Consider the following 24,247-nt stretch of genomic DNA (forward strand, 5'->3'; position numbering starts at 1 on the left):
CCCTGCCTCCCGGCCTGCCGTCGTTGCCGCTGTCGATCCACCCATGCCTGCCACCCTCCACGGTTGCGTCCAGATTCGTGCGCCACGGCGGGGGCCGGGCGCAGCGCGATTGTGCACGCGCCGCCGCGGCCCGAACCGGGCCGGCCGCAGCGTTTCGATCAAGCCGGTGCCGCGGCCAGCGTGGCCGGCGCCTGTTGCAGGTAGGCGACCAGGCGCTGGCGGCCGGCGGCATCCACCCGCAGGCCGAGCTTGCTGCGCCGCCACAGCAGGTCCTCGGCCTCCACCACCCATTCGTGCTGGCGCAGGTAGTCGACCTCGGCCTGGTACAGGTCGGCGCCGAAGTGCTGACCCAGGTCCTGCAGCGCGGCAGCATCGCCCAGCAACGTGTCCGCGCGGGTGCCGTAGTTGCGCGCCAGCCGCTGCGCGGTGGCCTCGGGCAGCCACGGCCGTGCCGCGCGCAGCTCGCGCGCCAGCGCGGCGATGTCGTTGCGCTCGCCGCCGGGCAGCGGCGCACCGTGCGCGGTCCAGGCCGGCGCCTTGCGCCCGGCATGCGCGGTCAGCCGGTCCACCGCCTCCTCGGCGAGCTTGCGGTAGGTGGTGAGCTTGCCGCCGAACACGTTGAGCAGGGCCGCGCCGTCGCGCGCGTCCAGTTCCAGCAGGTAGTCGCGGGTGACCTCGGCGGCGTTGTCCTCCTCGTCGTCGAGCAGCGGGCGCACGCCGCTGTAGCTCCACACCACGTCGTCCGGGGCGATCTGCTTGCGGAAGTAGCGGTTGGCCGCTTCGCACAGATAGCGCGTCTCCTCGCCGTCGATGCGCGGCGCGGCCGGGTCGGCGCGGTAGTCGACATCGGTGGTGCCGATCAGGGTGTAGTCCTGCTCGTAGGGAATGGCGAAGACGATGCGCCGGTCCGGCTGCTGGAAGATGTAGGCGTGGTCGTGCTCGAACAGCCGCGGCACCACGATGTGGCTGCCCTTGACCAGGCGCAGCGCGTGGTCGTGGCCGACGTGCGCCACCTCATCCAGGAACTGCACCGCCCATGGCCCGGCGGCATTGACCAAGGACCGCGCGCGCAGTTCCTCGCGACGGCCGTCGGCGTGCTGCAACTGGACCTGCCACAGGCCGTCGACGCGGCGCGCGCCGACACAGCGGGTGCGGGTGAGGATGCGCGCGCCGCGCTGCGCGGCGTCCATCGCATTGAGCACCACCAGCCGCGCGTCCTGCACCCAGGCATCGGAATAGACGAAGCCGGTGCGGAACTCCTCGCGCAGCGGCGCGCCCACCGGGTGCGTGCGCAGCGCAAGGCGCCGCGACCCCGGCAGGGTGCGGCGGCCGCGGCCGAGGTGGTCGTACAGGAACAGGCCGGTGCGGATCATCCACGCCGGGCGCAGATGCGGCTGGTGCGGCAGCAGGAAACGCAGCGGCCAGATGATGTGCGGGGCCAGCCGCAGCAGCACCTCGCGCTCGGCCAGGGCCTTGCCGACCAGGGCGAACTCGTACTGCTCCAGGTAGCGCAGGCCGCCGTGGATCAGCTTGGTGCTGGCGCTGGAGGTATGCGCGGCCAGGTCGTCGCGCTCGCACAGGCACACCGACAACCCGCGGCCCACCGCGTCGCGGGCGATGCCCACGCCGTTGATGCCGCCACCGACCACCAGCACATCATAGGTCTCACGCATAGCCGACTCCGGAAGTGTCGTGTCCCGGCGCCGGCACGCTCACCGGGCTCAGGACTGAGGACGAAAAGATCGTAAACGAACATTTCCGAACATATCACGCTGCACTGCAGCGTGGCGTCGCCGGCATCCTGGAAATCGGCCGTAACCGGCCAGCGGCTTAGCTCAGAGACAGTCGGGCGGGCGCGCAAGGCCGCTGCGGCGCGATGATCGCGCCACATCACGCAACATTAACGAAACAATCCGAACACACGCCCTGTGTGCTACCCCGGCGGCGGCAGGACCGGCCTCGCTCAGTCCGCAGCCGCGTCCAGCGCCGGCGCGCCCTGGTCGGCCGCATCGCCCTCGGCGACGAACACGCGGGTGCCGGCCGCATCCAGCACCGCGGCCAGCTCGGCCGGCGGCGCGCGGTCGGTGAACCAGGCGTGCACCCGCCCGATCGGCCCCAGCCGGACCATGGCGTTGCGGCCGAGCTTGCTGTGGTCGGCGGCCAGGAACACCTGCCGCGAGTGCTCGATGATCGCCTGCGCCACCCGCACCTCGTGGAAGTCGAAATCCAGCAGGGTGCCGTCCGGATCGATGCCGGAAATGCCGATCACGCCGAAATCCACCTTGAACTGGCGGATCAGCTCGATGGTGGCCTCGCCGGTGACGCCCTGGTCGCGGCCGCGCACGCGCCCGCCGGCCACCATCACCTCGAAGCTGGGGTTGGCGCTCATCATCACCGCGACATTGAGGTTGTTGGTGATCACGCGCAGGCCGCTGTGGCCCATCAGCGCGCGCGCCACATCCTCGTTGGTGGTGCCGATGTTGATGAACAACGAGGCGTCGTCGGGAATGTGCTGCGCCAGCAGCGTGGCGATGCGCCGCTTCTCCTGCGCCTGCAGCGACTTGCGCGCCGCGTAGGCCAGGTTCTCCACGCTCGACGGCAGGCTCACCCCGCCGTGGTAGCGGCGCAGCACGCCGGCCTCGCACAGCAGGGTCAGGTCGCGGCGGATGGTCTGCGGCGTCACCTCGAAACGCGCCGCCAGCCCTTCCACCTCGGCATAGCCCTGCTGGCGCACCAGCGCCACCAGTTGCTCCTGGCGCGGATTGAGCGCAGAGACTGCGTTCGGCTTGGGAATCGAATGGTCCATGCGCCGATGATGGCGCATGCGCCCGCGGATGCAACCGCGCCGCATACACACCCTCGGTGAACCGCAGCCATGGGCTGGGCCTGCGCGGTCTACGCGCCGATGCGAGCCAGCGCCTAGACTAGCGCCCCTCGCCGGGCCTGCCGGCACTCCTGCACCGATCATGCTCAACAACGACATCCTGCGCTCCATCCGCTACATGCTCGACCTGAGCGACCAGAAGATCGTCGATCTGGCACACCTCGCCGATCCCGCATTCGCGATCGACAAGACGCAGATCCCGGCGTGGCTGAAGAAGGAGGACGAAGAGGGCTTCGTCGAATGCAGCGACGCGGTGCTGGCGCATGTGCTGGACGGGCTGGTGTTCCACTACCGCGGCCGCGACGAGAGCCTGCCGCCGCGCCCGGTGGAGGCGCGCATCACCAACAACGTGGTGCTGAAGAAGCTGCGCGTGGCGTTCCAGCTCAAGGACGTGGACATGCACCAGATCTTCGACGCCGCCGGTTTCCCGGTGTCCAAGCCGGAACTGTCGGCGCTGTTCCGGCAGCCGGAACACAAGAATTTCCGCCTCTGCGGCGACCAGTTGCTGCGCAACTTCCTCAAGGGCCTGACCCTGCGCGTGCGCGGCGCCGGCTGAGCCGCGTCCTCCGCTGCGCCAGGGCGCGGCCGTCGCCGCGGGACCGGTTTTCCACACGCCGGCCATCGCGAATCGGTAGGATGCGCGCATTCCGCCACCGTGGCGGCGTGGCCGGCTGCCGGCCCTGCCCGCCTCCCGTTCCGTTCCGAGGGTCCCCATGAAGCTAGAGGCGCTGTTCGACCAGTTGCACACCCTGCCGACCATTCCCCAGGTGGCGCAGGACCTGATCCTGCAGTTCGATGCACCGGGCACCAGCCTGGACGCGGTGGCGCGCAACATCGAGCGGGACCCGGTGATCGCGGCCAAGGTGCTGCGGCTGGCCAATTCGGCGCGCTTCCGCGGCGCGCGCGACTCCACCACGGTGGAAGACGCGGCGCTGCGCCTGGGCTTCAACACCTTGCGTACCCTGGTGCTGGCCTCCTCGGTGACCGGCGCGTTCCATGCGCCGGCGCATTTCGACCTGCGCGCGTTCTGGCTGCACAGCTTCGAAGTGGCCGGCGTGTGCCGGCTGCTGGCGCGGCAGAAGGGCCTGGACGCGGAGACCGCGTTCACCTGCGGCATGATGCACAACATCGGCGAACTGCTGATCCAGACCGGCGCGCCCGACTACGCCGCGCAACTGCACCCTGACGCCTCCTCCAGCGGCCGCGCCGCCGACGAGACCGTGCAACTGGGCTTCGGCTACCCGGAAGTGGGCGCCGAGCTGGCGCGGCGCTGGCATCTGCCGCAGGTGATCCAGACCGCCATCGCCTTCCAGGCGCGGCCGCTGCAGGCGCCGGAAGGCGAGCCGATGCCCAAGGTCGTCGCCCAGGCCGCGCTGGTCGCCGACGCGCTGGAGCGCCACGGCGGCGCCAACGACCAGGCGCGGCAGGCGGTGACCGGCCCGCTGCTGGACGACGTGGATCTGGACGCGCTGTTCGCCGCGCTGCCGGACGTGATCGAGGCCGATCGCGCGTTTACCGAGATGTTGAAGTAAGGCAAGCCGCCGGGACGCGGCGGTAGCGCGGGGTCGGTACCTTCCCCGCTTCGCCGCACCCTCATCCGGCGCTACGCGCCACCTTCTCCCGACGGGAGAAGGGATGGTTTCCGGCGTGTGCCGCGGCGCGCGGCTTGCGCGCTTTCGGCGTCTTTGTCTTTGTCGCGCTTGTCTTCTTTGTTGCCGGCGCCGGCTGCGCCGATGTCGCCGCGGCCTTGGTCGTCGTCTTGCGCTTGGGCCTCGCGGTCGTCTTCGCCGCCAAAGGCGCCGCGCCGGACGCGGATGCGCGTGCGGTCTTCTTCGCAGCGCCGCGCGTGGTCTTGCTTCCAGCGCCGTCGACGCTGCGCCTCGGCTTGGCCGACGATTTGGCTGCACCGCGGGCCGGCGACGCGCCTAGCGTGACCCAGGTCGGCGCATGGTCGCTGGCATGCGGCAGGTCGCGTACCCAGCGATCCACGCCGGCCTCGCGCAGGCGCGCGACCAGCGGCGGATTCAACAGCAGGTGGTCGATGCGCAGCCCGGCATCGCGCTGCCAGTGCTGGCGGAAATAGTCCCAGAACGTGTAGATGCGGCGCTCGCCGTGCACCTGACGAAGGCTGTCGGTCCACCCCTGCGCCAGCAGCTCGGCATAGGCCTGGCGGCTTTCCGGCTGCAGCAACGCGTCGCGCCGCCACGAGGCCGGGTTGTAGATGTCCGCATCGGTGGGCACCACGTTGAAGTCGCCGATCAGCGCCACCGGATGCGGCAGCGCCACCAGGTGCCGCGCATGCCGCTGCAGCCGCGCGAACCAGTCCAGCTTGTAGTCGAACTTCGGCCCTGGGCGTGGATTGCCGTTGGGCAGGTACAGGCAGCCGACCAGCACGCCGTGCGCCATCGCCTCGATGTAGCGGCTCTGGGTGTCGCGCGGATCGCCGGGCAGGCCGCGCCGGCTCTCGACCGGGTCGCAGCCCCTGGCCAGCAGCGCCACGCCGTTCCAGCCCGACTGCCCCATCCACACCGCACCGTAGCCGGCAGCATGCAGCTCGGCCAGCGGAAACGCCGTGTCGACGCTCTTGAGCTCCTGCAGCCCGACGACGTCCGGCGCCTCGCGCTGCAGCCACTGCAGCAGCTGCGGCAAGCGGCTGCGGATGCCGTTGACGTTGTAGGTGGCGATCTTGAGCGTCTTCATCCGGCGCGCCTGCAGAATCTGCCATCACCTTGGCCCCGCTACCCTCGTCGCATCGTGAAAACGGGAACCGCCGCATGACCCCGCTCGACAAACCCCTGCGCCGCGCACTGGAGATCGACGGCGTGCACTACACCCTGACCGTGGATCCGGAAGGCCTGAAGCTCACCGAGAAAGGTCGTCGCAAGGGCCTGGACTTGCGCTGGAGTGCGCTGGTCAGCGGCGACGCCGCCTTGGCCACCGCGCTGCAGGCGTCGCTGGCCGATCGTCCGGGCAAGCGCTGAGCGTCAGCGCGGCCGGCGCCACGCGGGCAAACGTGGCCGCCGGTGGTGCTATCGTCGCGGCTTCGGCAACCAGCAGGGAGCGGGTGGATGCACAGGCACAACGGTGGTGCTGTCGGGAACAGTCAACGACGCGCTCGGCGCACCGGATGGGTCATGAGCGCGCTGCTGCTCGCCCTGCTGCCCCTGGCGACGCAGGCCGCCCCGGACGTGCCGGACAGCCTGCGCGTCTCCAGCACCACGACCTACGCCGCGGGCACGCCCGAATGGCGGCAGGTGCGCGATTGGCTGGCGAAGCAAAAAACGCGCGGAGACGTGATGAGCATGGGCAATCTCGACCGGCTCGGCCCCATCGTCCTGACCTACGCGAGGACACTGCACGGCGTCCAGACCCGTGCACCCGAACCGCTGCCGCTGCCCGACCAGGGTGCGCCAGGCGACAGCATCGCCATCGCCAGTTGCGTCGGCGGCGTGAGGCAGTCGTGGATTTACGGCGTCGAGACGCGCCCCACGGATATGTGGATCCTTACATCGTTTGCCACCTCGCAGACTGCGGATTGCAAGCAGGCCAATGGCACGCACTGACTCCGCAACGTCCATCGCGTCAGCGGACGCGGCTTCCGAATAGCTCCAGCAGTTCGCTTTCGTTCCGCGACTAGGCCAGGCGCCATTTCCTGCAGGAGCGGCTTCAGCCGCGACGAACTCTACCGGTGACGCCTCGTCGCGGCTGAAGCCGCTCCTGCACTTGCACCTCGGCGTGCTGTTTAGCGGCCTTTTCAGCTGCCCGGACGACAGCATCGCGCTCGATACGCCGGCTTATCGCATCGCCTGGCACCCCCAATTCGCGGAGGGCACCAGGCGAGCGAACTCACTGCACCGCGCAGAACGTGGTGTAGTGATCGGCCGAGTAGTAGCGCTGCGCGATGGTCGACTTGGTCTTGCCGTCGGTGACCAGGAACACCAGACGATAGGTGCCGGCCGCGCCGCCCGGATCGCGCCGCGCCTTGCCTTCGTAATAGGCCTGCCCCTTGCCGGCTTTAGGCAGCCGCCCTTCGGCATTGCCGAACACCTGCACGTCCACCTGGGTGGGACCGCACGCGGTAATGGGGTTGGGCATGGTGATGCAGTACGCCATGTCGCGGGCGGCTTCGCGCACGTAGGTGGGCAATGCGCTGCAGGCGGGCGGTGCCTTCTGCGCCTGTACCTGGGTGGACACCAGCAGAGCGGCAAGCAGGACATAGGGAATCGGGCGGTGCATGGAAGGTGCTCCTTGGCAGTGGTCGGGATGGCCGCCACCGGCGAACGGCGCCGCGGCAGACGCTGCCACGATGCGCGGGCGGCGCCGGCACGCCCATCGGGCGATGGCTGATCTGCGGCTGGCGCAGTCCCCCGGTGCGGCATCCATCTGGAACGACTGCGAAAGCGCGATGTGAGTGCTGTAACGACATCGGAATCGGAAAGGCCAGCACGGCGCGGGCCTGATGCTTTCCCACCCGACACTCCGCGGCAACACGACGCCATGAGACCGAAGACACAGGCGTCGGCTACCATCGCCGCGCGCGCCAGCGCAACCGACCGTCTTCACAGCGACCCCCGCCATGCCCGACGCCGCTTCGCCCCACCCCGCTGCCGCCCCCATCGCCGGCCGCGCGCGCGCCATCGTCCGGCTCGCCGTCTGCATCGCGGCCAGCCTGCTGCTGATCCCACCGCAGTGGCTGCTGATGCGCTTCACCCGCGGCCGCGCCGCGTTCGTGCTGCCGCGGCTGTGGTTCGGCTGCCTGCGGCGCGCGTTGGGGATTCGCGTCGAGGTGGTGGGCACGCCGCGCGACGCGGGCGGCACGCTGTTCGTCGGCAACCACATCTCCCACTTCGACATCGTGGTGCTGGGCAGCCTGCTGCGCGCGCGCTTCATCGCCAAGAACGACATGGAACGCTGGCCGGGCATGCGCCACATCGGCGCGCTGGCGCAGACCGTGTTCATCAGCCGGCGCCGCCAGGATGCGGCCGCGGTGGCCGCCGCCGTGGCCGCGCAACTGCGCCCGGATCACGACGTGGTGCTGTTCGCCGAGGGCACCACCTCCTCCGGCGAGCGCGTCGCGCCGTTCAAGTCCAGCCTGTTCTCGCTGTTCCTCAGTGCCGATCCCGACGCGCGGCGCTGGACGCTGCAGCCGTTCACGCTGGAGGTGCGCAGCGTCGATGGGCAGCCGCTGACGCAGGGCGGCGATCGCGATGCCTACGCCTTCTACGGCGAGATGCAGGCCGGTGCGCACGTCGCGCACTTCCTGCGCCTGTCCGGTGCGGTGGTCAGGGTGACCTTCCACGCACCGATCGCGGTGGCCCCGGGCAGCGACCGCAAGGCGCTGGCCGCGCGGCTACATGCCATCGTGGCCTCGGCGCTGCCGGCTGCGTCGACGGATGCCGCCGCGGCCTAGGATGGCGTGCCTTGCTGGCGTGCGCGGGCGATGCCCGATGGCGCGTCAGTGCGCGGTATCCGGCACCACCGGCTCCGGCAGCCGCACCACCGCGTACTGCTTGCGGAATTCCAAGGCGCCCAGCGCCGGCCAGGTCTCGGCGTAGCGGCGCAGGCAGGCCACGCCGTCGGGAAAGTCCTCGCCATTGACCCGGCAGTCGGCCGCGACCTCGCCGTCGGCGTCGCGCGAGGCGAACAGACGGATGCCGAGCATGCGCTGATCCCGCTGCAGCAACGGCATCAAGGCGTCCAGGCTGTTGGTGAACAGACAGCACGGGCAGAACGCGTGCTCCGTGTCGTCGCCCGCCGCGGCCCGGGCCGCGTCACCGTTCATATGCGCCACCGGCCCCAGCACCACCGTGCGCCGCACCGCGGCCTCGGCCGTAGCCGAGGTGGGGAACTCCATCTGCAACGTCATGCAGCGGGCCTCGGCCGGCGCCGTCACCGCCTCCGAGAGTGCCACCAGATCGGTACGCGCCCAGGTGGTGAAGCCCGAGGCCAGGCTCGCCTCGGTGTCCTCGCCAATGGAATGCTGGAACTCGACGATCCCCTCCGCGAACAGGCTGGCGTGATGCACGCGAATGCAACTGGCCGTGCGCACGCCGCTGCGCAGTTCGGCCAGGTCCACCAGTTCGGTGAACAGTTGCAGGCCGTTGCCGAGCACGACGACCTCGTCGTGCAAGCTCGCCGCATGCCCCTCGCGCTGCAGCACCTGCAGCAACAGCTGTTGCAGTGCGCGGCGCGGTTGCGCGTCGGGCGCCGGCTCCGACCCGGTGGCATCGGCCCCGCGTGGCGAGGTGCGGGACAACAGGCGTCGCAGTCGATCGATCATCCTTGCTCCAGGGCATCCAACCCGCCATCGGTCGCCGCAAGTATGCGCAGTCGCCCGCGGCCACGGCAACCGCCGACGCCACGCGCGTCATGGCGACCAGCGTACCGCGTCTGCCAGTGGCTGGCGGCACGGGCGCAGCGGCCATCGGCGCGCCGCACCCACGGCGCCTGCGTCAGTGCCTGGCCGCCTCGCACAGTTTGCGGTTGAACCAGGTGGACTTGGCGATGGGCAGGTAGGCATCCCAGTCGCTGGGCGGCAGCATGGTGCTCTGCTTTTCCAGCTCGGCCTGGAACGAGGCCTCGTCGTGGCTGCGGCCGGCCATGGTGCCGTCCAGCGCCGCCAGGCACTCCTGCGGCCGGCCCAGGCGCAGCAGGGTGATGGCGCGGTCGTTGGCGAAGCGGTCGCGATCGAGCCAGTTGAGGAAGCCGCCGCACTTGCCTGCGAACGCCTGCATGCCGGCCAGCGCCTTGTCGTAGCGCTTGCCGCGATAGTCCTGCAGATACGCCTCGCGCCGCCGGCTGCTGGCCGCGGCAGTACAGCCGGCCGGCAGCTGCAGGTAATCGCCCTCGAAACTGGCGCGCATGCCGCAGTAGTCGCGGCAGCTTTCCTCGGTCAGCGCGGCCACGTTGAACCCGCCCGGCACCGGCTTGAAGGCGAGCTTGCACGGCACGTCGCCGGCATCGTTCACCTCCGCCTTGTCGCCCTGCAGCGTGCCCGACAGCGAGCAGGTGTGGCCGTTGGCGCCGACCGACAGCAGGTCGAACTGGCGCGCACCGCCCTTGTCGGTGACCCGCATGCTGCCCCAGCCTTCCTTGGTGCTGTACTCGCCGGGGGTCGGGCCGGCCGCCGCCGCGGCGAACGCCACCAGCCCCACCAGCATCGCGCTCCATCCGTATCGCCGTGCCATCGCCTGTTCCTGCCTTCGATCAGAGCCGACAAGTGTGCGCCATCGCCGCGGCGACGGACCAGTGCCGATGTCGCATCCCCGCAGCGACGGCCTGCGCGACAGGCGCGGCCATCGCCGCAGGGACGCGTCGATCAGGCGTTCGGTCGCTGGCGCAAGACAGCTCGTCGCAGGGACCGCACCACATCCCTTCCGCTCGCCCTGGTTGGCCGCAACGCATGCCTGCGCGACTCAGCGAAGCGGCATGCGCGCGCGGAACTCGGACAGAAACAGGCCGCGGAGCCACCGATGCGCCGCGTCGTGCTCCAGGCGCGGATGCCACAGCATCGACACGGTGATGGGTTCGGTGACCACGGGGAGCGCGAACGTATGCGCGGGCTCGCGCAGCGTGTCGGGCTGCGCCGCCATGAACGAGGCCGGCACGAGCGCGATCAGGTCCGACGCGCGCGCCACCGCCAGCGCCGCGGAAAAACTGGGCACCACGGTCGCGACATGACGCACCAGGCCCAGCTGCTGCAGCACCGCGTCCACCGGCCCGTGCGCCCGCCCGCGCCGCGAGGCCACGACGTGGCCGAACGCCACATAGCGCTGCACGCTCACTTCCCCGTCGCGCGCCAGCGGATGACCGCTGCGCACCACACCGACAAAGCGATCGCGAAACAGGCCCTGCACGCGCAGTTCCGGCCCCATCTCGCTCAGCACCCCGATTTCCAGATCGGCCAGACCCTCGCGCAGCGGCGCCGCGATCTTCTGCGCCTTGGCCACGAACTGCAGGCGCACCTGCGGCGCCGACGCCGCCACTGCGGCCACCAGCATGGCCGCGAACGCCTCCACGAAGGCGTCGTTGGCGCGCACGGTGAAGGTACGCTGCACGCCCGCCGGATCCAGCTCGGCCGTTGCCGGGCGCAGCACGGCGCGCGCGGCCTCCACCGCGTCGCGGGCACGCGCGCGCAGTTCGATCGCGTGCGGTGTCGCCACCATCGCGCCGCCGGCGCGGACCAGCAGCGCATCGCCGGTCGCCTCGCGCAGCCGGGTCAACGTCCGGCTCATTGCCGACGCGCTCAACCCCAGCCGCCGCGCGGCGCCGGCGACGCTGCACTCCGCCAGCAAGGCGTCGAGGGCGATCAACAGATTCAGATCCGGTTCCGGCATACGCGTTTCCCGACGATGGCGAATGGACACAGGCGTCCCATGCAAGGCCTCAATGCATGCGACGCGCGTTCCGCCGGGCGACACGCGCGCCTAGAGTGCGCAGACCGCCGGTGGGCCTCGCATGCCGAGGCCGCACCGGCCACGCGGAGACCCACCATGATCGACACCCCTGCACCCAGAACCGTCCTGCTGATCGGCGCCTCGCGCGGCCTGGGCCTGGCGATGGCCGAAGGCTACCTGAGACGCGGCTGGCGCGTCATCGCCACCGAGCGCGCCGGCGCGCCCAGCGCGGCGCTGCACCATCTGGTTACCGCCCATCCACAGACACTGCGTATCGAACACCTCGACATCACCGATCCATCGCAGTTGGCCGCGCTGCGCGCGCGCCTGCACGGCGAGGCCCTGGACCTGCTGTTCGTCAACGCCGGCGTCAAGAACGACGACCGCGAGACCGTCGCCGATGTCGCCACCGACGAATTCGTCCGGGTCATGGTCACCAATGCACTGAGCCCGATGCGCACCATCGAGACCTTGCGCGACCTGGTGCGCGACACCGGCACCATCGGCGTGATGTCGTCCGGGCAGGGCAGCATCGCCAACAACACGAATGGCCAGTACGAGATCTACCGCAGCAGCAAGGCGGCACTGAACATGCTGATGCGCAGCTTCGCCGCTCGCCATCGCGACAGTGCGCACACCTTGTTGCTGATGGCCCCCGGCTGGGTCCGCACCGACATGGGCGGGCCGGACGCGCGCCTGTCCATCGACGACAGCATCCCGCCCCTGCTCGACACCATCGACACCGCCCACGGCCGCGGCGGTTTGCACTACCTGGATTACCTGGGCCGCGTGGTGCCGTGGTAGGCGCCACGCGTGCTTCGTCGGCGCGCGCGACGCCGAAGCCCCACTAGCCGGTCTCCTTCAACGCAAGTGCCAGCGCCGCATCCTCGTGCAGCGGCCGCGACAGGAAGTAACCCTGGACGAAATCGACCTGCAGCTCGCGCAGGGCATCCAGTTCCTGCGCCGTCTCCACGCCTTCGGCCAACACCTGGGTGCCGATCTCGTGGGCGAAGTTGGTCAGCCCCTTGGCCAGCGCGCGGCGGCTGCGGTCGGAATGGATGCACTGGGTGATGCTCATGTCGAGCTTGATGACGTCCGGCTGCAACTGCAGGATGTGACGCATGCTGGCGTAGCCGGCGCCGGCATCGTCCACCGCCACCTGCGCGCCGCGCTCGCGCAGCGATGCCAGCGCCTGCGCCAGCGTCTGGTAGTTGCGCACGATGGCGTGCTCGGTGATCTCCAGGGTCAGCCGCGCCACCTCGGCATCGGCGCCCAGCACGCCCGCCAGCGCCGCGGAGGTCATCAGTTCCGGCGACAGGTTCACGCTGAGCCGGTACTGCGGCGGGAACCGCCGCAGATGGGCCAGCGCCTTGGCCAGCACATGCAATTCCAGGCGGATGCCGACCCCGGCCAGCTCGGCCTGCTGGAACCATTGCGCCGGCCCACGCTGCGGCGCCACGTCGAAACGCGACAGGCACTCGAATCCATGCAGGCGCAGCTCCTGCAGCGCGAATACCGGCTGGAACACGATGCGCGGCGCGCCCGCGGCCAGCGCGCCATCGATCTCGTCGATCATCGCCTGCCGTTCCAGCTTGTGCGCCTCCACCTCGTGCAGGCGCAGGGCGAAGATCTCGGCGAACGCACGCAACATGCCGATGTCGCGCTCGCCCAGGTCGGGCCTGGGCAGGAAACTGAAACAGCACAGCGTGCCGTAGATCCGCCCTCCCACCTGGATCGGCACGCTCATGTGCGCACCGATCGGAATCTCCTGCGTCGCCGGAATGCACAGCGCCGCCGGCAGCAGCGAGGTGTCGGGGATGAGTTGCGGCAGCTCGCCCTGCGCCACGCCCATGCAGTAGCCATCGGCGAACGGCAGGATCTGGCCCTCGTGGATCGGCCCGTCGGGCGGCCCGTCCACGTGATCGAGCACGCGATCGGTCTTGCGGAAGCGCGACAGGAACGCCACGTCCATGCCCAGATGCCGACGCACCACACGCAGGCAGCGGCGCAGTTCGCGGTCGCTGATCTCGCCCGACAGCAGCTCGAACAACGGATGCGGTGCTGGTAGATCCTCGGTCGACGCCATCCCGCTTCTCCCCTGAAAGCGTTGCGGCCCGTGCGGCGCGCACCGCGCACGGCGCTGCGCCGTAGGCGAGGTGATCGAGCGGCCGGAACCCGGACCTTCCCCGTTGTCCAGCGGGCGACACGTCCGTGTCATTCGACTGTAAAGCGTGACGTACAGCCGCGAAAGCGCTGGCCTGTTCAGGAATCAAGCTGTCTACGGCAGCGACCGCTTCGGCAAGGCGCCGCCGCGAATTCAGCGACCGGACGGATGGCACTGCCGCTGGCAGGCATGGTCGACCGCCTTTCCTAGGCTTCGAGCAGGCGGCACCGCGCGATAGTCGCTCCACGCCACGCTGGCGCATGCCCGGCTACCAGCCTGTGCCCCGCCCATCAGGCGTAGGCCATCAACCCCATCAGGTCCAGCGCGGCATGCGCCACGATCGCCGGCCACAGCCGCCCGGTGCGCGCCACCCACCAGCCCAGGATCAGCCCTATCACCACGATGGCGATGGTGCCGACCGGCCCCTGATAGAGGTGGTACGACGCGCGGATCGCCACGCTCACGTTCACCGCGAATGCCGGGCTGTGCCGCCGCTCCAGCGCGCGGATCACGTAGGCGCAGACGAACACTTCCTCGAAGATCGGATTGAGCAGCGAGACCAGCACCACCACGCCGGCCGACAGCGGCCCGGCCACCATCGCGTCCATCGACGGATTCACCTCGGCCGCCACCCTGTCGTTCAACAGGTTCAACGGATAGGTCGCCACCACGCAGGCGGCCAACAGCGCCAGGCCAACGCCGATGTCGCGCGCCTGCCACTGCAACCCCAGCACCTGCAGCGTCCAGCCGCGGAACCACAGTGTCGGCAGCAACACCGCCAGCACCAGCAGCTCGTAGAACACCATGCCCCACAGGCTCGCGTCGGAAAAAGAGGGCTCCACCACCGGCGCCAGCACCGCCTGCGCACTCCAGTAGATCGGCAACCCGAACGCGACTGCCGTGACCAGCAGCAGTTCACCCCAACCGCCTGACGGTTCCCCACGTCCCCGCATCCACACTCCCCTGTCGTTCGCTGCGCGCCGGAACGGCGTCGTCGCCGCTTCCCACCAGGGGCGTACCGTAGCAGGGTGGCATGACCGGGGACATCGGTGACGGCGTCACGCGGCGCGTGCAGTTCACCCCGGCGCGGCGTGATGCGCACGGCGCGGCGCGCACACCGATCGAGTCAAGCTAGTACAACGCATCGCGCGTGCGCTGCGGCAGTTCCCGGTCGTAGGTTTCGCCGTCGAACGCGCCGTCGGCCAGATGCGCGTGCATGGTGCCGGGGCTGGGCAGGCGATCGCGCGGCAGGTGCCGTGTCGGGTCCCACAGCTGCGAGCGCACGATCGCCTTGGCACAGTGGAAATACGCCGCGTCGATATGCACCACGATCACGCTGCGCGGCAAGCGCTCGCCGACCGCGAACCGCGCCAGCAGGTCCGGATCGACCCGGATCTCGGCACGGCCGTTCACGCGCAAGGTCTCGCCGATGCCGGGAATCAGGAACAACAGCGACAACCGCGGATCCTGCAGCAGATTGCGCAGGGTATCGACGCGGTTGTTGCCCGGCCGATCCGGCAACGCCAGCGTGCGCGCATCCAGCACCTGCACGAATCCCGGCGCATCGCCGCGCGGCGAACAGTCCAGGCCCTCCGACCCAGCCGAGGCCAGCACCACAAACGGCGATGCGTGCACGAACGCTTGGTAGTCGGTGTTCAGATGGTCGATTTGCTTTCGTACTACGCGCTCGACTGGTTGGCCGTACAGGGCTTCGAGGGCGTCGAGGCTGGTGATGCGATGCGCGGTGTTCCCCGCCGGCGAGCTGGGCAATGCCGTCTCAGTCGGCACGTCCGCTTTGGCAGCGCCAGCATTGGCGAGCGCAGCGGCGAGCACGCTTTCGTAAAGGTGCAGACGCAGACGGAAATGCGCACCCAGCCAACTGATCATCCACAAGATCGCAGCGAATAGTGCCAGCATGGCCAGCCACGCGGGCAAGGCCAACAGATCGCGCCAGTTGCGCAGGACGACGAATAACGACAGACACAGTGGCAGCAAGCCCAGCTTGTCCATGCCGCCAACTAACAGACCAAGCTTAGAGACCAGACGTTCCTGCGCCATCTTGGCGTAACGCAACTGCTCCTCCAGCACGTCGCGCGGATAAGCACGCAACCAATGCGACAACTGACGCAGTTGAGCTACATCGTGATCGAACTGTTCGACGAACTGCCTGCGCGAATTGACGAATTCGTAAATGACCAACCAGACCGTACGTAGCAAATATGGGAAAAAAGCCAACGTGAGGACCAACCCCACCTGCGACAGGGTCACCATCCACAGCTGCGGCGCGAGCCAGAGCAATAGCAGCGACGGCAGCAAGCCGATGACGATTCCCGCCCATCCCACCACGTTGAGTACCCGCATCCAGCGCGGCGAAGACAAGGCAGACACCGGCCCTTCCGGCATCGCCTCGATCTTCTGCTCCAGCAGCGCGAATGTCAGCAATGGCGTGGTGGCATCCATGGCAGTGATCTCCTAAAGCCAGGCAAGAGGTGCCGGCTATGGCGCCATGATCGCACTGCAACGGGTGTTTCCGCCTAGGTCGATAGAGGCCCGCTTGGCGTCTGGCCGCCAGGCAAGACGTTCTCAGAAAAAATCCAACGTCCGTCTCAGAATTTGCAACAAAGCTCGGTATGATTTCGCCAGCCAAGGAGCTGGATGCAGCGGCTGCCGGCAACACAACTTAATCATGCTCAAGGACGAAGCCATGCCGAACCCCCACGTTCGTGCCGCCCGCCGTTTCGGCGGTGCCTCCCTGCTGCTGCTCGCCGGCGCGCTGGTCGCCTTCCCCAGTGTTGCGGTCACCCCGAAGCGGCAATATGGGCCGCCGTATGTCGGGGATTCCAGCAATGGGTCGCAATCGTTTGCCACCGTGAACGAAGCGGTGCAGTTCGTCATCGATGGCGCCATGCGGGTGTGCCAATCCAATGGCTGCGAAAAAACGCCCGTCTTTACGGTGTCCTACAGCGATGGCTTTGCGGCTGCGACGGTGTATCAAAACGGGCAGTGGTGGGGCTATGTCTACGCCAACGACAAGATTGTGGGCGAAGGCCAGCCGGTCAAGAACACGGGCAGTTGCAACACTGGGTGCACCGGCGGGCTGGGCCAGGCCGGCGACAACACCGGCCCGCATGGCAGCAGCGGCAACGCAGCGCTGAAGCAGGGTGGGGTGCATCGGGGAACTGCCTTCGAAGGCGACCCGATCAACACGTCCACGGGCAACATGTTCCGCCAGGACACCGACTACGATTCGCCGACCTGGCTGACGCTGCGCCGCTTCTACAACAGCAAGACCTTCGTGACCGCGGTGACGCTGGGCAAGCAGTGGCGCCACTCCTTCGAGCGCCGACTGGATCTGATGCTGTCGGGCGTCGCCAATGGCGGCAGCTTTATCGATGTCCAACGGCCTGACGGTGTGGTGGAACGGTTTCGTCCCAGCAATGGCGCGTGGGTGCCGGACCCGGACATCGCCGATACCTTGACCGAGCGCCGCGACAGCGCCGGCGTGTTGCTGGGCTACTCCCTGGCGGTGGCGGCGACCCAGCAGACCGAGCTCTACGACACCGCCGGCCTGCTGCGCTCGGTGTTCGATCGCATGGGCCAGACGGTGTTGACCTTGCAATACAGCGACCTGCCGCCGCTCGCCGGCAGCAAACCGCCGCCGAACCTCCTGCAGCGGGTCACCGATGCGGGCGGCCGCTCGCTGAGTTTCGCCTACGACAGCAATAACCGCCTGAGCACTGTCACCTTGCCCGACGGTGGCACGCTGACCTATGGCTACGACAGCATCGGCAACCTGACCTCGGTGCAGTATCCGGACGGGAAGACGCGCCAATACGTCTACAACGAGGCCTCGCTCACCTCCAACAAGAGCCAGCCGACGGCGCTGACCGGCGTCATCGACGAGAAGGGCGTGCGCTTCGAAACCACGCGCTATGCCAGCAGCGGCGATGCGATTGCGTCGAGCTTCGCCGGCAACGTCGATGCCATCTCGATCGAGTATTCGGCCTCCACCTCCAACTGGGCCACCCCGGCCGCGGTGACTTCGCCGCTGGGATTCAGGACCTTTCTGACCTACACCGACACCGGCTACGGCTCGCTCAAGCCGACCGGTGCCAGCGTGCCGTGCGGTGAACAATGCAATCAGCCCTGGAAGGCGCTGACCTACGACGACAACGGGTATCCGGCGTCGAGAACGGACTTCAAGGACACGGTCACCAAGACCACCTACTCGGCCAATGGCCTGCTGACCCAGCAGATCGATGCGTCGGGCACTGCGCAGCAGCGCACGACGAACACCACCTGGAACACCAGCCTGCGCGTGCCGCTGACGCGCACGGTGCTCGATGCGGCCGGCGCCACGACCGCCAAGACGATGTGGGCCTACAACGCCCGCGGTCAGCAGACGGCACGTTGCGAGGTTGATCCGGCCGTATCCGCCGCCATGAGCTACAACTGCGGCAGCACTGCCAACGCACCGACTGGCGTGCGCCAGTGGCTGACCAGCTACTGCGACACCGTGGACGGCACGCAGTGCCCGCAGGTCGGCCTGGTGCTGAGCCAGGACGGCCCGCGCACCGATGTGGCGGACACCACGACCTACCGCTACTACCTGACCGCCGACGAATCCGGCTGCGCCACTGTCGGTGGCGCCTGCCACCGCGCGGGGGATCTGTATCAGGTCATCGACGCGCTGGGCCGGGCCACCACCTATGTGTCCTACGACCGTAACGGGCGCCCGACGCGCACCCAGGACGCCAATGGCCTGATCCGGGACCTGACCTACACGCCACGCGGCTGGACGGACTCAAGCACGCTGCGCGCGAACGCGGATGGCACACCGTCCGACCAGGATCAGACGACGGTCGTGGCCTACGATGAGGTAGGGAATGTCAAAAAGGTCACCGATCCCGACGGCACGTTCGTCACCTATGGTTACGACGCCGCGCATCGCTTGACCGACGTGACCGATGGCGCCGGCAACACCATCCATTACACGCTGGATCCGTCGGGCAACCGGGCCAAGGAAGACACCAAGGACGCGTCGGGCACCCTGACGCACACGCTGTCGCGGATCTACAACCGAATTGGCCAGTTGGCGACGCAAGCCACGGCCGAAGCCGATCCGACCGACTTCAGCTACGACGACAACGGCAACGTGCAGTTGGTGACCGACGCGCTCAAGCACAAGACCCAGGCCGACTACGATCCGCTCAACCGGGTCAAGCAGACCATCCAGGACGTGGGTGGCATCGCGGCCAAGACCCAGTTCGATTACGACGCGCTGGACCACATCGCGAAGGTCACCGATCCCAAGGGCCTGGCTACGGTCTACCAATACAATGGCCTGGGCGACCTGCTGAAGCTCACCAGCCCGGACACGGGTGTTACCAGCTACACCTACAACAGTGCCGGCAACATGGTCACGCAGACCGATGCGCGCGGCACCAAGACCAGCTACATCTACGATGCGCTGGGGCGGCTGGCCAAGGCCACTTATGCCGACAAGGCGCTGATCGCCACCTACACCTACGATGCCAGCCAGAATGTGTGCGCGGCTGGGGAAACCTTCGCGCTGGGCCGCTTGAGCAGGCTGCAGGACGGCAGTGGCATAACCCAGTATTGCTATGACCGGTTCGGGCGCGTCGTGCGCAAGGTGCAGACCACCAACGGCAAGGCGTTCGCGCTGCGCTACGCCTACACCAAGGGCGACCGCCTCAGCCGGGTGACCTATCCGGACGGCGCGGTGGTGGATTACGTGCGCAATGCGCTGGGACAAACAACGGAAGTGGGCGTCACGCCCGCCGGCGGCGCGCGTCAAAAACTGCTGAGCGGCGCGACCTATTACCCGTTTGGCCCCAGCGCTGGCTGGGCCTATGGCAACGGCCGGCCGTTGCAGCGCGTGCTGGACAAGAACTACCGCCCGCTGGCGATCCAGGACGGCCGCAAGGATGGCCTGAATATTGGCTTTGGCTTCGATCCGGCAGGCAACCTCACTGCGTTCACCGCGCCCGGCAACACCGCACCTGTGGTGAAGTTGGGCTATGACAACCTGAATCGGCTGACCGCCTTCAAGGATGGCCCGACCGGCACGGTGATCGACGGATACAGCTACGACGCCACCGGCAACCGGCTCAGTGCCCAGGTCAACGGCGCCAGCCAGACCTACACCTATCCAACCGACAGCCACCGCCTGGCCAGCGTGGCCGGCGTAGCCCGCAGCTACGACGCGATGGGCAACACCACGGCCATCGATGGCTTGGCGCGCACCTTCGCCTACGACGCGACGGGGCGGCTGAGCCAAGCCACGCGCAGTGGCACGTTGGCGATGGAGTATCGCTACAACGACCGGGGCGAGCAGGTGCGCCGGTTCCTCGGCACCACCAACACCTACACCGTCTACGACGAAGCCGGCCACTGGATGGGCGACTACGACACCAACGGCAAGGCTCTCCAGCAGGCGATCTGGCTCGATGACCTGCCGGTGGGCGTGCTGGCGGGGACCGCGTTGAACTATGTGCAGCCCGACCATCTGGGCACGCCACGAGCGGTGATCGACCCGGCGCGTGACGTTGCCATCTGGACTTGGGACGTCAAGGGCGAAGCCTTCGGCACTACGCCGCCGAATCAGGATCCGGACAACGACGGCACCGCATTCGTGTTCAACCTGCGCTTCCCGGGCCAGCGTTACGACAGCGCCACGGGATTCAATCAGAACTACTATCGAGATTACGACTCTTTAAGCGGACGATATAGCCAAAGTGACCTGATTGGCCTTGGCGGAGGAATGGCAACGTATGGCTATGCAAATGGAAGCCCTATTTCGCAGGCCGACCCTTCTGGTCTAGACTCAGTCGTAACCTACCAGAATCTTGGAATAACAAACTATTATGATGACCATGGCAATCTCATTAAATCATGGGACTCACTAAGTGATGTTGCAGGGAATGCCCTTCCGGGTGCGTCTGGCGCCTATCAATCAAATGATGTTTATCCCACAGCTGGTCCCTACAAGATGAATCCGAGAGCATATGGGCCTAATGACATTCTAAGGACCAATGACCCGCGAGGGCGATGGATCCATGGCGGTGGGTCCAGGCTTCAGAATCCTACGGCACCAAGGCAGGGATGGGCGCCAGCGGTCGGTTGCACTCGAATGCAGAACGAAGATATCCAAGAATTGGTAGGCATGGTTCGTGATGCCAAGGCCCGAAACCCTCTCAAGCCAGTTCCATATCAGCGCCTGAACTACGAAAGGCCTACGATTGTCCCTCTCTTCTAAGACAGCTGAAACGACATGAAAAAATATGGATTTGTCCTCATAATTCTTGGCATCTGCGCAAGCACATTTAATTCAGCAGCGAAGCAGTCAAATTTGGATTATGTATCCAAAGCCTTCCATGATGGAGCTTACATTCCGAATGCCTACAAGGAATCCGATGTCATTCACCGCTATGGCGAAGGCAAAAAAATGCTCAATAGTGCCGGCCTGATTCAAAGAACTTATCGAGATGCAGCCACAGGCATGCAAGTAGTAATAACCTCTAATCCTGACGTCGCACCGAAGTTCAGGACAATTGATGAGATACGCATCTCATCAGGTCATACGGATAAAACGGTGCCTCGAACGATAGAAAGTCTTAAGGGACTAAAACTGAAGGGCGTGGCCATTGGCGAATCTTACTCCAAGGCCATTAAAGCAAGTCAAGATTATGGCACGATAGATACATCGAAAGAGAAGATCGGCGGGCATGAATTTGAACGCATTTGTGGCTTCTCTGAGGGAGGTTCAAATATCTGCTTTTTATCGGACGGCAATAAAGTGACCGCAATGTCGGTTGGATTTGGACCGTGAACGATGATTGAAGATTATCGTCATTTAGTTTACACCCATCCTCGTGATGGACGATAGTATGTTCGTGTGGATAGGGCTTTGGGCGACAGGAGTAACTTTTACACGGAGATAGAAGCTCCGGCAGTGGATTCTGCAAACCAATGGGACATTTTTTATGAGCTCTGGGAATTCCTGGGGAAGACTATTTGCATTGATAGCCCACCAATAAGAAGAGAGTTGAAGATTGACTGCAACTAGGTGACACAAAGCCGACTGCAACATAAGATCTTGCCCGGTTACCGCGTGAAGCCATGCGACGCAGATCTTTAGCCGAACCTCGACGAATAGCGAGCTCGAAATCTTTTAAGTAAATTTGACTAGTCAAAAATTTCAATATCTATCTTCATATAAATCGCACTAGACGCTTAGAACGAGTATAAAGAACCTCCGTTATGGCAAGGCTCTTGCACGCTTTTCAAACCATGATTCCTGGCAATCCCCTACAGGCAAATGCTGAAAGCAAATATAATTTCACGCGCAGCGATTTCCATCGGGTTCTCAATCCTCGCGAATGGCTGCTCGGTCAGCGATAAAGCGGTGTACGGCAACTTGCAGGCACTTGACCTTCGATATGCAGAAAACAAAAGCGACCTACTTGTCGCCAGCATTGGAGATGAAAGTGCTGTGCGTTTCAGAGTGGGAGATGCGCGCGTCTGGTGGGTACTGAATAGACTGAGTAAAGAGGGCGAGATTTACTCATTCCCACATGATGACCTACGTCCTTCCTGCCAAGCGGTTGAAAAACTGAAAGAGAGCGCGCAGCTTAATGATTATTTTGAGAAAGAAGCATATTCAAATTGCAAGAGATGATTTCTGTGCAACGCAGCCTTGCTTTGATTTACCAGGAATTTACGGCCGGAACACATCAGAGGCTAGCGGAAGAATGCGTGAGGTCACGATGCTGAGGGCGGCATTATGGGGATGTCTTCTGCTTTTGGTTTCCTGCGGGGAAAACGATCATAAGATCGATGTAGCCCCCGTTTCAGGAGACGGAAGCTGCAAGACTTTCGATGTTGATTCCAATCGTACAAAGGCCGAGCGCGGCGACCTTTCGGCAATCAAAGGGATGCGCGACTATTCCCTGGATTGCGTCTTGCACAACAATGGTCCCGAGACCTTGCGCTGGGGGCAGTTGGCTGCTGAGAAGGGCAGCAACCAGGACAAGGAAATCTACGAGAGCCTCAAGATGACATTTATCCCGAAGAAGTAGTTCGGGCTACATGTAACGCCGCCCCCACCCAATGCCAGCGCTCAACCGCACTTCGAATACCCACAATTCAAACACGTGGCACACCCGTCCATGATGACCAGCGCCTTGGTGTTGCACTTGTGGCACATCGTGGCCGACGGCGGGAAACTCGCGCCGTCGCCGGTGACGGCGATGTCCTCTTCGTGGTCGGCGGTGGAGTCGGCGGACACCGTCCCGTCGTCCGCCCTGCGGGCACCCTCTCCCGCAGGAGAAGGAACCGCCTTGCTCACTTCACTGTTTTTTTTTGAGCGTTCTTCGTACTGCTTGCGCTTCTCGGCGATCAGCGCGCGCTGGTGGTCGCTCATTTCCGGGTCGTGCAGCAGGCCGATCGACTTCATGTGCTCTTCGACGATGCTGCCCAGTTCGGCGACCAGCGACGGCATATACACGCCGCCGGCCTTGAAGTAGCCGCCCTTGGGGTCGAACACGGCCTTCATCTCATCGACCAGGAAGGTGACGTCGCCGCCCTTGCGGAACACGGCGGACATGATCCGGGTCAGCGCCACGATCCACTGGAAGTGCTCCATGGACTTGGAGTTGACGAAGATTTCGAACGGGCGGCGCAGTTCGTGTTCGGTGCCGGCGTTGAGCACGATGTCGTTGAGGGTCACGTACATGGCGTGTTCCACCAACGGCGATTTGATCTTGTAGGTGCTGCCGATCAGCACGTCCGGGCGCTCGATGCGCTCGTGCATGTGGATGATGTTGTCCGCCGGCGCTTCGGCCTCGGCGGTGGCGCGGTCGATCGACGAGGCGGGCACCGCGGCGGCGGCGTCGCGCGCCTTGTCCTCGGGGGTGACGACGGCGTAGCCCTTGATTTTCTGGTCGATCTTGATGGCCATGAGGCGTGCGTTCCTGGAAGGCAGAGCGGGACGGGCGTGGGCCCAGCCTCTCTCCCGCGCACGGGAGAGAGGGTGCGACGGGACGGCTTACTTCTTGGCGCGGGTGGCCGCGGCCTTCTTGCCGGCGGCCTTGCGCACGGCGGTCTTCTTCACGGCGGTGCTCTTCTTGGCGACCTTGGCGGTGCTCTTCTTGACCGCCTTGGCGACCTTCTTCACCGCTTTCTTGGCGACGGCCTTCTTCGCTGCAACCTTCTTCGCCGCTTTCTTCACTGCCTTCTTGGCAACGGCCTTCTTGGCGGCGACCTTCTTGACCGCCTTCTTCGGCGCGGCCTTCTTGGCGGTCACTTTCTTGGCGGGGGCCTTCTTGGCCGCGACCTTCTTGGCCGCGGCCTTCTTCGCCGGCGCCTTCTTCGCAGCCGCCTTCTTGGCGGTCTTCTTGCCGCCCTTGGTCAGCGCGGCAGCTTCGGCCTGGGCGCTGGCCTTGGCCGCTTCCAGCTTCTTGCGCGCGCTGGCGACGGTCTTCTTGACGGCCTTGCCGGCCTTCTCGGCACGCTTGGCGACGGCCTTCTCGGCCTGCTTCACCGCCTTGCGGGTCTTGGCGACCTGGTCCTGCACGCGCTTCTGCACGGTCTCGGCGGTCTGCTTGACCGTGGCGACGGCCTCGCTGGCGGTGGCGGCGATGGTCTCGCCGACGTTGGTGGCGGTTTCTTTCACGTTCTCGGCGACCTGCGTCAGCGTCGCCGTGACGCCATTTCCATTGCTCATAAAACCCTCCTCAGGGTGTCAGTGTTTATGTCACGCGGGCGATGCTATACCGATTG

General features: G+C 66.2%; 22 protein-coding genes. 10 read left to right on the forward strand and 12 right to left on the reverse strand.

Translation table 11 applies throughout. From position 1 onward, the window contains the following. Positions 1-158: 158 nt before the first annotated feature. On the reverse strand, positions 159-1,673 hold the full coding sequence (gene glpD / locus J7357_RS13990; protein ID WP_209247347.1) for a glycerol-3-phosphate dehydrogenase: 1,515 nt from the start codon (positions 1,671-1,673) through the stop codon (positions 159-161). Positions 1,674-1,963: 290 nt separating this feature from the next. Next, positions 1,964-2,824, reverse strand: a complete 861-nt coding sequence (locus tag J7357_RS13995) for a DeoR family transcriptional regulator (protein ID WP_343237416.1) — start codon at positions 2,822-2,824, stop codon at positions 1,964-1,966. Between the two features lie 142 nt (positions 2,825-2,966). Here J7357_RS13995 and J7357_RS14000 point away from each other — a divergent pair, with 142 nt between their 5' ends. Both J7357_RS14000 and J7357_RS14005 read left to right on the forward strand, forming a co-directional pair. Further along, positions 2,967-3,440: a DUF1456 family protein gene (locus J7357_RS14000; protein WP_209247351.1), complete on the forward strand. Its 474-nt coding sequence runs from the start codon at positions 2,967-2,969 to the stop codon at positions 3,438-3,440. 157 nt (positions 3,441-3,597) lie between these two features. After that, positions 3,598-4,416 carry an HDOD domain-containing protein gene (locus tag J7357_RS14005; RefSeq protein WP_017907477.1) on the forward strand — a complete coding sequence of 273 codons (819 nt, stop codon included), beginning with the start codon at positions 3,598-3,600 and terminating at the stop codon, positions 4,414-4,416. 61 nt (positions 4,417-4,477) lie between these two features. Here the strand turns inward: J7357_RS14005 and J7357_RS14010 are convergent, their stop codons facing one another. After that, positions 4,478-5,584: an exodeoxyribonuclease III gene (locus J7357_RS14010; protein WP_209247353.1), complete on the reverse strand. Its 1,107-nt coding sequence runs from the start codon at positions 5,582-5,584 to the stop codon at positions 4,478-4,480. A gap of 74 nt (positions 5,585-5,658) precedes the next feature. On the opposite strand from J7357_RS14010, the gene J7357_RS14015 reads away from it, so the two are divergent. Together J7357_RS14015 and J7357_RS14020 are read left to right on the forward strand one after the other, a co-directional pair. Then, positions 5,659-5,865: a hypothetical protein gene (locus J7357_RS14015; protein ID WP_010342424.1), complete on the forward strand. Its 207-nt coding sequence runs from the start codon at positions 5,659-5,661 to the stop codon at positions 5,863-5,865. 153 nt (positions 5,866-6,018) lie between these two features. Continuing rightward, the gene (locus J7357_RS14020) at positions 6,019-6,447 is read left to right on the forward strand and encodes a hypothetical protein (RefSeq protein ID WP_209247354.1); all 429 of its coding nucleotides are present in this window, start codon (positions 6,019-6,021) and stop codon (positions 6,445-6,447) included. A 283-nt stretch (positions 6,448-6,730) separates the two neighbouring features. Here J7357_RS14020 and J7357_RS14025 read toward each other — a convergent pair whose 3' ends face one another. Further along, a complete protein-coding gene (locus J7357_RS14025) occupies positions 6,731-7,120 on the reverse strand; it encodes a ribonuclease domain-containing protein (RefSeq protein ID WP_209247356.1) in 390 nt (129 codons plus the stop codon). 340 nt (positions 7,121-7,460) lie between these two features. Here J7357_RS14025 and J7357_RS14030 point away from each other — a divergent pair, with 340 nt between their 5' ends. After that, positions 7,461-8,294: a lysophospholipid acyltransferase family protein gene (locus J7357_RS14030; protein ID WP_209247358.1), complete on the forward strand. Its 834-nt coding sequence runs from the start codon at positions 7,461-7,463 to the stop codon at positions 8,292-8,294. A gap of 45 nt (positions 8,295-8,339) precedes the next feature. Here the strand turns inward: J7357_RS14030 and J7357_RS14035 are convergent, their stop codons facing one another. The 3 genes from J7357_RS14035 to J7357_RS14045 form a co-directional block, all read right to left on the reverse strand. Continuing rightward, positions 8,340-9,164, reverse strand: coding sequence for a DUF6348 family protein (locus tag J7357_RS14035; RefSeq protein WP_209247360.1), 825 nt, complete (start codon positions 9,162-9,164; stop codon positions 8,340-8,342). Between the two features lie 172 nt (positions 9,165-9,336). Continuing rightward, positions 9,337-10,071 carry a hypothetical protein gene (locus J7357_RS14040; RefSeq protein WP_209247362.1) on the reverse strand — a complete coding sequence of 245 codons (735 nt, stop codon included), beginning with the start codon at positions 10,069-10,071 and terminating at the stop codon, positions 9,337-9,339. A gap of 228 nt (positions 10,072-10,299) precedes the next feature. Then, on the reverse strand, positions 10,300-11,220 hold the full coding sequence (locus J7357_RS14045) for a LysR family transcriptional regulator (protein WP_209247364.1): 921 nt from the start codon (positions 11,218-11,220) through the stop codon (positions 10,300-10,302). 156 nt (positions 11,221-11,376) lie between these two features. Here J7357_RS14045 and J7357_RS14050 point away from each other — a divergent pair, with 156 nt between their 5' ends. Beyond that, entirely contained in the window at positions 11,377-12,084 is a 708-nt protein-coding gene (locus tag J7357_RS14050) for an SDR family NAD(P)-dependent oxidoreductase (RefSeq protein ID WP_209247366.1), read from the forward strand. Between the two features lie 43 nt (positions 12,085-12,127). On the opposite strand, the gene J7357_RS14055 is transcribed toward J7357_RS14050, so the two are convergent. From J7357_RS14055 to J7357_RS21380, 3 genes are all read right to left on the reverse strand, one after another. Then, positions 12,128-13,366: an EAL domain-containing protein gene (locus tag J7357_RS14055; protein WP_209247368.1), complete on the reverse strand. Its 1,239-nt coding sequence runs from the start codon at positions 13,364-13,366 to the stop codon at positions 12,128-12,130. Positions 13,367-13,734: 368 nt separating this feature from the next. Next, positions 13,735-14,397, reverse strand: coding sequence for a type II CAAX endopeptidase family protein (locus tag J7357_RS14060; RefSeq protein ID WP_209247370.1), 663 nt, complete (start codon positions 14,395-14,397; stop codon positions 13,735-13,737). A 178-nt stretch (positions 14,398-14,575) separates the two neighbouring features. Then, complete coding sequence (locus J7357_RS21380; RefSeq protein WP_244667531.1) at positions 14,576-15,904, reverse strand: pyridoxamine 5'-phosphate oxidase family protein; 1,329 nt, start codon at positions 15,902-15,904, stop codon at positions 14,576-14,578. Between the two features lie 226 nt (positions 15,905-16,130). On the opposite strand from J7357_RS21380, the gene J7357_RS14070 reads away from it, so the two are divergent. The 4 genes from J7357_RS14070 to J7357_RS14085 all read left to right on the forward strand — a co-directional run bounded on the left by J7357_RS14070 (position 16,131) and on the right by J7357_RS14085 (position 22,545). Beyond that, positions 16,131-20,723, forward strand: coding sequence for an RHS repeat-associated core domain-containing protein (locus J7357_RS14070; RefSeq protein WP_244667532.1), 4,593 nt, complete (start codon positions 16,131-16,133; stop codon positions 20,721-20,723). 15 nt (positions 20,724-20,738) lie between these two features. Further along, positions 20,739-21,296, forward strand: coding sequence for a hypothetical protein (locus J7357_RS14075; RefSeq protein ID WP_209247372.1), 558 nt, complete (start codon positions 20,739-20,741; stop codon positions 21,294-21,296). Positions 21,297-21,785: 489 nt separating this feature from the next. After that, positions 21,786-22,145, forward strand: coding sequence for a hypothetical protein (locus J7357_RS14080; RefSeq protein ID WP_209247373.1), 360 nt, complete (start codon positions 21,786-21,788; stop codon positions 22,143-22,145). Positions 22,146-22,218: 73 nt separating this feature from the next. Next, positions 22,219-22,545, forward strand: coding sequence for a hypothetical protein (locus J7357_RS14085; protein WP_209247375.1), 327 nt, complete (start codon positions 22,219-22,221; stop codon positions 22,543-22,545). 41 nt (positions 22,546-22,586) lie between these two features. Here the strand turns inward: J7357_RS14085 and J7357_RS14090 are convergent, their stop codons facing one another. Further along, positions 22,587-23,426, reverse strand: a complete 840-nt coding sequence (locus J7357_RS14090) for an NrdJb (protein WP_209247377.1) — start codon at positions 23,424-23,426, stop codon at positions 22,587-22,589. 87 nt (positions 23,427-23,513) lie between these two features. After that, positions 23,514-24,191, reverse strand: coding sequence for a hypothetical protein (locus J7357_RS14095; RefSeq protein WP_209247379.1), 678 nt, complete (start codon positions 24,189-24,191; stop codon positions 23,514-23,516). Between the last annotated feature and the right edge of the window lie 56 nt (positions 24,192-24,247).

It is taken from the genome of Xanthomonas sp. D-109 (assembly GCF_017746095.1).
Classification (GTDB): Bacteria; Pseudomonadota; Gammaproteobacteria; order Xanthomonadales; family Xanthomonadaceae; genus Xanthomonas_A; species Xanthomonas_A sacchari.